Genomic DNA, 7,468 nt, shown 5'->3' with positions numbered 1-7,468 from the left:
AGATTAATTAATAAATGGATAAGTAAATGTGATTACGGTCTAAGGTTAAAATTATTCTTATAATAAGGTGGGTTTTATTACGAATGGTTTTATGAATAAGTATCCCTATTAATTATTTTCTTTAATATTTTATAGGGGATTTTTTACGAAGAATTTCAGTGAATACGCGGACATATTTCTCGCGACTTATGAGTTTTAAAGCCTTATTGTTTAAAGAAAGACAAGCATAGGGTATTAAGTTTAGTGAATAGAGTTTCTCCATGTTGAAATGTGAAAAATGAGGGGAAGTTCACATTCCTTGAGTGGATAAAGTCAGCGAGTATAGGTTAAAGAAAAGCATGGAGCTTAAATAGTGGCGATATACGCCTACAAAATGTCGAGTGGGGGTTATATCAACAAAAGCCGTTGTTATACAACGGCTTCCTTTTTATACTGACTAGTATTTGTTTCTCTTCCGAGATTAATTATTATTTTTTATTCACAGCTTTGTGTAGCCAATAGTCTGCACTTACATAACGACCACCGCCGTAGAAGAACAAGACAAGCAGCATAACGAAGTAGGTAATTGAGAACTCCATACCGTTATTAAGGATCACTGGGTCACCTAGTTCAGTAATGTAGTTATAACGACCAGGGAAGTTTTCAGCTAGCCAAATGATAAAGTTATTAAAGCGTGCCGCCGATTCCATATCGTTTGAAGCAATGGACAGCCAACCGTGGCTCCAGTGAACCATGGCACTTGCAACAGTCATTACCACCATCATCGGAATCGAAATTAAGCGGGTAAATAGCCCTAACGCAATACAGATTAAACCAGAGACTTCTGTTGCTGTGGCTAAGAATGCTAATAATTCAGGAAAAGGTAAGTTTAAGCCCCCCTCTGCTTTTGATGAGGCAAAAAACTCAACGGTACCGTTGAACCCAAGTACTTTTGAATGAGCACCTTCATATATTACAGGTAATAAAAATAGTCTTACGCCTAATAGTGCAATAAAGTCGAAGCGTTTGCATTTTTCAAAAATGCCATCAAAGAATGAACTGATTTTTTGGATCATGATTGATCTCCTATTAAATATTGATTAGAGCTAATTAACGAACTTATATATCCGATACTTCTTTGACTCTAATAAGATCTGTTTGGTTAAAGTGTTTAATCCAATTAACGATGCTGTTAATTGGCAAGTAATCATTAACGTTGCTATTTAGTACTTCAAAACGAATGGATTTATATTGGTATAACGATGCCAATATAAGCCGGTCGTTTATGGTCAACGGCTGCGATAAAACCTGATGCATTGTATTTCGATAAACGGAATAAGCTTGTAGTGGCTCATTTTCATTAATAAAATCAATCTCATTATTTTTAATGTTAAATGGCACTTCAATAAGCTGCAATGTTGGGTTTATCTCAATGTCGCAATTAAATAGCCATTCAGCAGAGAATGATTTTGGTAATTGCACCGCTGGTAGTGTGACTCTCTCGGCATTAATTTCCGTGTTGAAGACAACCCATTCATATTCCAATACAGTAACAAGCTGTGAGGGCAATGTACGGTTTTCCGATTGCACAAAGCGTACAAATTCAGTTGCAATATGGTGGAACTCAGGCTCTACCGCTTGACTGCGTAACAGAAAACGAGTGACCCAATCCTCCATAGTCGCTTCAGTTATTAATAGACTGAACAAAGGAAATGTTTGGGTGACAACACTGTGCACATTACTTCTAATAAACTCATGATATTGCGAAATACTCTTTGCCTTTGGTGTGTGTGTATGACGTACACCATCAGCGAAAGTTTGCATTAATATCTGCATATTGTTGGGTGGACAATGCATCTGACCTACCTAGGTGTTTTGGCGACTAGAAGCCACTGCGTAATCATAAATATGAGTTAGCTCATCTGTAAGCTCTTCTAAAGAGGGAACGAAATGATCTCGCTCTAATAACATTGCTCGCGGACCGTGGTGATCAATCACCTCTTTAGCGAATTCAATGACATCATTCGTTACTTCTTTTCCATGCGTATCAAGCAAAGAGTTATCATCTTGTTTTAGATGTCCAGCGATATGGAAATAACGGATGGCATCTGATGGTAACCCCTTAATCATTTCCAATGCGTCATAAGAATGATTGGTTGCATTAACATAGGCGTTATTAATATCAAGCAACAGTTCGCAATGCGTATTTTCAACTAACCGTGAAAAGAACTCAGCTTCTGGTATATCACCAGGGTAGTTGTAGTAATACGATATATTCTCTAATACCAATGGACGCTGTAATATATCTTGTACTGTATTGATCCGATCTGATAAATACATAAGGTTTTCTTTATGCCGAGGTATCGGAAGTAAATCATAAAGATAACCATTTTGGTCACGAGAAAAACTTAAATGCTCGCTGTAAATATCAATACTATAACGGTCAAGAAATACACCAACTTGCTTAATAAAGTCTATATTCAAAGGCTGCGTATCACCAATGGATAAACTTAGGCCGTGGGCAACCAAAGGGTATTTTTCTGCAATCGCATCGAGTGCTTCTTTTTTCATTCCACCAAGATTCATCCAGTTCTCTGGTGCAAGCTCAAGAAAGTCTATCGATTCGTGACTCGGCTGCTGAGAGAGCACATTCATGTGCTCGCTGCGCAAACCTATCCCTTTGCTAAACGGTGTTATTGCCCGCATAACCCACCTGCACATTTACCTGGTTGTGCCACATTCGCTTTAGCGGGTGCTAAACCTTGGCCAGATATGCCGCATTTTCCATCACGTGAACGCACTAGTTTGTCTTGTGGGTTTGAATTAAGCTCAACTTTGGCAAAGATTTTTTCAGTACCACATTTACCACTTGCACACTTACCGCCGTTATTGCTGCTCGCTTCTTTTACGACAGGAGCGCTTTCTTGCGGCGAGGCCTGTACAGCAGCGGTGTTAAAAGCCAGTACTGATGTCATTGCGATAGATAGGGCGATTTTATTGTTCATTGCTATGCTCCGTGATTGCACTCATTGGATAACTTGATAGGTCGCGACCAGCGTAAACAGGGCCGTTGTAGTATTTTTTGACAATCTCAATGTCTTCATCTTTTAACACTAAGCCTTTACCCATCCAGTGGTTAAGTACCAACATTTTTGGGTTGACGGCTTGAGCAATTTTGCCAACGGCAGAAGGGGTTGCATGCATGAAGGCTGAGATCGCATCTGCGCTTTCATCAATAGCCATTGGCATGACTAACATGTCAGCGCCTTGGGCAAAGTCGATAAAGCTTTCATCGGTGCCGTTTTGGTCGGCTGAAATAACAATGACACCTTGGTCGGATTCGATACGATAGGCCACTGTTGGTACATCACCATGAGGAATACCTTTGGCGTAAATGGTTAGGCCGTCTTCCTGATATACCTTGGTAGGTGCTGTTTTTTGATAATCAACATCTTGTAGTGATACGGGAAATAAGCCATCGCTGCCATCGTAGATCCCATTTAGGTAGGCATATGCGCCTTTATCATGGTTAAACAGTGCATCCATGTAATTGGTTAGGCTAGGAAATGGTTGACTTCCTGTTGGCCCAGCAATAGCTAAGGTAGATGTACGGTTAAAGAAGTAGCCGCCTTTAAGAAGGGCTGGTAAGTCAGTGACATGGTCGGTATGAAAGTGGGTAACACCAAGGAAGTCTAACTCTTCCATGCGGGAGCCTGACTGACCTAAACGCAAATACACACCTGCGCCAGCATCAATTAATATTTTAGATTTACCTTTCCACCAAATTACTTCACCAGAAGATGCACGTGCATCATCAGAGATTGGGCCGCCAGAGCCTAGAAGTTGTAAAGTGAAATCGGTATCAACAGGTTTTAATGGAATGGCATAAGACATGCTCGAAGCGATGGATAAGCCTGTCGCAACAAGTATTGTTTTAAGTTTGAATTTCATAGCACATACCTTTCTAGTTCAAGAGAGCTTTGTCGGACGCATGCAATAAATAGGGTTTTATTGATGTCGGTCAAAGCGTGGGGCTAAGATAAGAGATATGTGTGTTTAAGTATATTTGATTGTATTTAATTACTCGTTAAAAAAAATTTAACTATGTGTAATGTTAGCCAATAACGATTGTTTTTTTAGGGGGGAGAATGAGTTTGGGGACAAAAAAAACTCGCCAAGCGGCGAGTTTTATTATTGGTGCTCACATCATTAGTGTGTGAGTACTTATTTGCTATGTCGTTAGCGAGTTTTTATTCAGGGTTGTCTTGCCAAGAACGCTCTTTACGCTCCATTCGCATGCCATTCATTGCCCCACAAAAGCTGGCAAAAAGTAACCCTAATACCCAAATCAAATACCACATGTTGATTTCCCCTAGTACAAACTTGTTTTGTTTTGTTCAATATATTGTTCATCTAAGCGGCCAAACATCTTGCGGTAACACCATAAGGTGTAAGCAATAATGATTGGTACCATGACCAGTGATATCACTGTAACGATACCCAATGTTTTCTCACTCGATGTGGCATCCCATATGGTGAGGCTTTGAGAGGGATCGAGGCTTGATGGAATGATAAATGGGAATAAGGCTATGCCTGCTGTAAGTATGACACTAGCAACCGTCAGGCTAGACATCAGAAATGCAGTGCCGTCTTTTTTCCCCCTTGTTGCAATCGCTGAAATGCTTGGGGCTATCACAGCTACTGCTGGAATAAGCCACAGTACTGGGAATTGGCCAAAGTTTTTAAATAAGCCGTGTGCAATGATGCTGACCTCTTTATTGAGAGGATTAGCTGCTGCATCGGTGATGATAGGGCTGGTAATCATATAGCCATCTAAGTTGTAAGCCCATATGCCAGCAATAAAAAATAACGTAGACGTGGCGAATGCAGATAATTGACTAAACGAGCTAGCTCGTTGATGCAATGTACCTGTGGTTTTCATTTGAAGCCATGTAGCACCTTGAGTCAAAATCATACAAAGGCTGACTAAGCCGCAAAGTAATGCAAACGGATTTAATAATTCAAAGAAGCTACCCTTATAAGTTGTTATGAGAAGTTCATTCAACTCAAAAGGAACGCCTTGTAATAGATTGCCGAACGCTACGCCAAAAATAACGGTAGGGATTAAACCGCCGATACATAAAGCCTTGTCACAAGTCGCACGCCAAGTTGGACTATCGATTTTAGAACGGTAATCAAAGCCAAGAGGGCGTAGCCAGAGTGCTGCTAATGCCAATATCATTGCAAAGTAGAACCCTGAAAAAGATACCGCATAGACTAATGGCCAGACCGCAAAAATAGCCCCCCCAGCAGTAACTAACCAAACCTGGTTACCATCCCAGTGAGGTGCGACTGTATTAATCATGATTCGGCGATCATTTTCACTTTTTCCCAGAATAGGGAGTAGGGCGCTGACGCCCATATCAAAACCATCGGTGATGGCAAATCCGATAAGCAAAAGCCCAATAATAGCCCAGGCAATACATCGAAGTGTTTCATAGTCGAACATAACATCCCGCCTTATTGGTTAACTGCAGTGGTTAGAGACTTTGATTCAGGCGTTGTCTCGAAATGGTAACGGCCAGTTTTGATGGCACTTGGACCTAAACGGGCAAAGCGGATCATTAGGAATGTTTCAATGACGAAGAACAGCGAATACAAGACGTATACCATCGCTATCGATACCATGATTTGGCTAGGCTCGAGCTGAGATGCTGCCATATTAACCGGTAGAATCTCACCAACAGCCCAAGGCTGGCGGCCATATTCAGCAACTATCCAACCAGCTTCACTTGCAATCCACGGTAGTGGAATGGAAATCAGTGCCAACTTGAGTAGCCAAGGTTGCTTGGTGAGATCACGGCGACAGCTATACCAGAAGGCTGTGACAAAGAGGAACATCATTAGCATTCCGCAGGCAACCATGATCCTAAAGCTCCAGAATAGAGGGGCAACTTGTGGAATGGTGTCTTTGGTTGCTTGTTGGATTTGCTCCTCAGTAGCATCGACGACAGTATCGGTGTAAGACTTTAATAGTAAGCCGTAACCTAAGTCTTTTTTGACGGCATTAAAAGCCTGAATGTTATCCGGTGTTTTGTCGCCATTTCGCAGCTTTTCAAGCAGTCCATAGGCAATCATACCGTTACGGATCCTTGCCTCACTAAGTTTCATTAGATCATTAATACCTAGCACTTCCTCATCGAGTGAGCGGGTGGCAATGATGCCCATCAGGTAAGGGATCTTAATCGCGTAGTCGGTTTCCATGGTTTCTTGGTTTGGAAAACCAAAAAGGGTGAAGGATGCTGGTGCTTCTTCGGTATGCCACTCAGCTTCGATAGCCGCGAGTTTAGTTTGTTGCACATCGCCAAGTTCATAGCCTGATTCGTCACCAAGCATCAGTGTGGAAAGTATAGCGGCCAGACCAAATGCAGAGGCAACAGCAAATGAGCGACGAGCAAAAGTGATATCTCGGCCTTTTAAGAGGTAATAGGCACTGATGCCCATGACAAAAATGGCACCAGTTGTATAACCGGCAGAGACAGTATGCAAAAACTTCACTTGCGTGACTGGATTGAATATGACGGCTGAAAAGTCGACCATTTCCATGCGCATGGTTTCAAAGTTGAACTCTGCGCCAACAGGGTTTTGCATCCAACCATTGGCCATCAAAATCCATAATCCCGAGAAATTTGAGCCTAACGCAGTTAGCCAAGTAATTGCTAAGTGCTGACGCTTTGATAAACGATCCCAGCCAAAGAAGAAAAGGCCAACAAGTGTTGATTCCAAGAAAAAGGCAACAAGAGCTTCAATCGCGAGTGGAGCACCGAAAATATCCCCGACGTAATGCGAATAATATGACCAATTAGTCCCGAACTGGAACTCCATTGTCAGGCCTGTAGCGACACCAATGGCAAAGTTAATACCAAATAGTTTCCCCCAAAACTTGGTCATGTCTTTGTATATTTGCTGATCAGTAATGACGTACAGTGTTTCCATTACCGCGAGCAGAACAACTAACCCTATGGTTAAGGGTACGAATATAAAGTGAAACAGTGCCGTACTGGCAAACTGTAATCGTGATAGTTCAGCTACTTCTGTGAGCATGATTTCCTCCCCGTCAGGCTGATTGACGGAATATTGCTTTATTATTGTGGGTTTGCTCTATGTGTTGAGCGACAGATAGAGCGGAGGAATGGTAATCCTGCGATTTCGTTAAGGGTAGTCAAACATATATAATCATAAGTTAAATAAATCTTAACTCTTGAGTTTGTATGCCTCTTAAAGTGGTCTTGAAGCACAACGTTTGTGCTAAAACTGTGAATTAGGGGAGCAGATAAAGAAGATTATTCTAACTTGCTTTTGTGTCACTTAACCTATTGATGTTTTAGCTGGAACTCACTTGTGGGGCATGAGGTTGTTATTTACAAGCGAGGTCATACCTATTATTGACGGGGCGGAATAATAGGTATGATGTTTTAGCATACAACTG

At 41.5% G+C, this 7,468-nt stretch carries 8 protein-coding genes; all 8 read right to left on the bottom strand.

What is annotated here, in order from left to right; translation table 11 throughout:
- Positions 1–467: 467 nt before the first annotated feature.
- Positions 468–1,055 (bottom strand): HvfX family Cu-binding RiPP maturation protein, encoded by a 588-nt coding sequence (locus L4D78_RS25145; protein WP_428456861.1) that lies wholly within the window; start codon positions 1,053–1,055, stop codon positions 468–470.
- Between the two features lie 43 nt (positions 1,056–1,098).
- On the bottom strand, positions 1,099–1,803 hold the full coding sequence (locus tag L4D78_RS25140; RefSeq protein ID WP_428469468.1) for an HvfC/BufC family peptide modification chaperone: 705 nt from the start codon (positions 1,801–1,803) through the stop codon (positions 1,099–1,101).
- A gap of 42 nt (positions 1,804–1,845) precedes the next feature.
- Entirely contained in the window at positions 1,846–2,685 is an 840-nt protein-coding gene (locus L4D78_RS25135) for an MbnB/TglH/ChrH family RiPP precursor modification enzyme (protein WP_428469467.1), read from the bottom strand.
- Positions 2,673–2,984, bottom strand: coding sequence for a hypothetical protein (locus L4D78_RS25130; protein WP_428469466.1), 312 nt, complete (start codon positions 2,982–2,984; stop codon positions 2,673–2,675). Before L4D78_RS25130 ends, L4D78_RS25135 begins: the two co-directional genes overlap by 13 nt.
- The gene (locus tag L4D78_RS25125) at positions 2,974–3,930 is read right to left on the bottom strand and encodes an MBL fold metallo-hydrolase (protein WP_428469465.1); all 957 of its coding nucleotides are present in this window, start codon (positions 3,928–3,930) and stop codon (positions 2,974–2,976) included. Before L4D78_RS25125 ends, L4D78_RS25130 begins: the two co-directional genes overlap by 11 nt.
- 299 nt (positions 3,931–4,229) lie before the next feature.
- A complete protein-coding gene (locus L4D78_RS25120) occupies positions 4,230–4,340 on the bottom strand; it encodes a CydX/CbdX family cytochrome bd oxidase small subunit (RefSeq protein WP_428456866.1) in 111 nt (36 codons plus the stop codon).
- Positions 4,341–4,351: 11 nt separating this feature from the next.
- A complete protein-coding gene (gene cydB / locus L4D78_RS25115) occupies positions 4,352–5,488 on the bottom strand; it encodes a cytochrome d ubiquinol oxidase subunit II (RefSeq protein ID WP_428469464.1) in 1,137 nt (378 codons plus the stop codon).
- An 11-nt stretch (positions 5,489–5,499) separates the two neighbouring features.
- Positions 5,500–7,083, bottom strand: a complete 1,584-nt coding sequence (locus L4D78_RS25110; RefSeq protein WP_428469463.1) for a cytochrome ubiquinol oxidase subunit I — start codon at positions 7,081–7,083, stop codon at positions 5,500–5,502.
- Between the last annotated feature and the right edge of the window lie 385 nt (positions 7,084–7,468).

Origin of the sequence: Photobacterium minamisatsumaniensis (assembly GCF_050336695.1) — a bacterium.
Classification (GTDB): Bacteria; Pseudomonadota; Gammaproteobacteria; order Enterobacterales; family Vibrionaceae; genus Photobacterium; species Photobacterium minamisatsumaniensis.
This window is presented reverse-complemented; position numbering and strand designations above follow the sequence as displayed.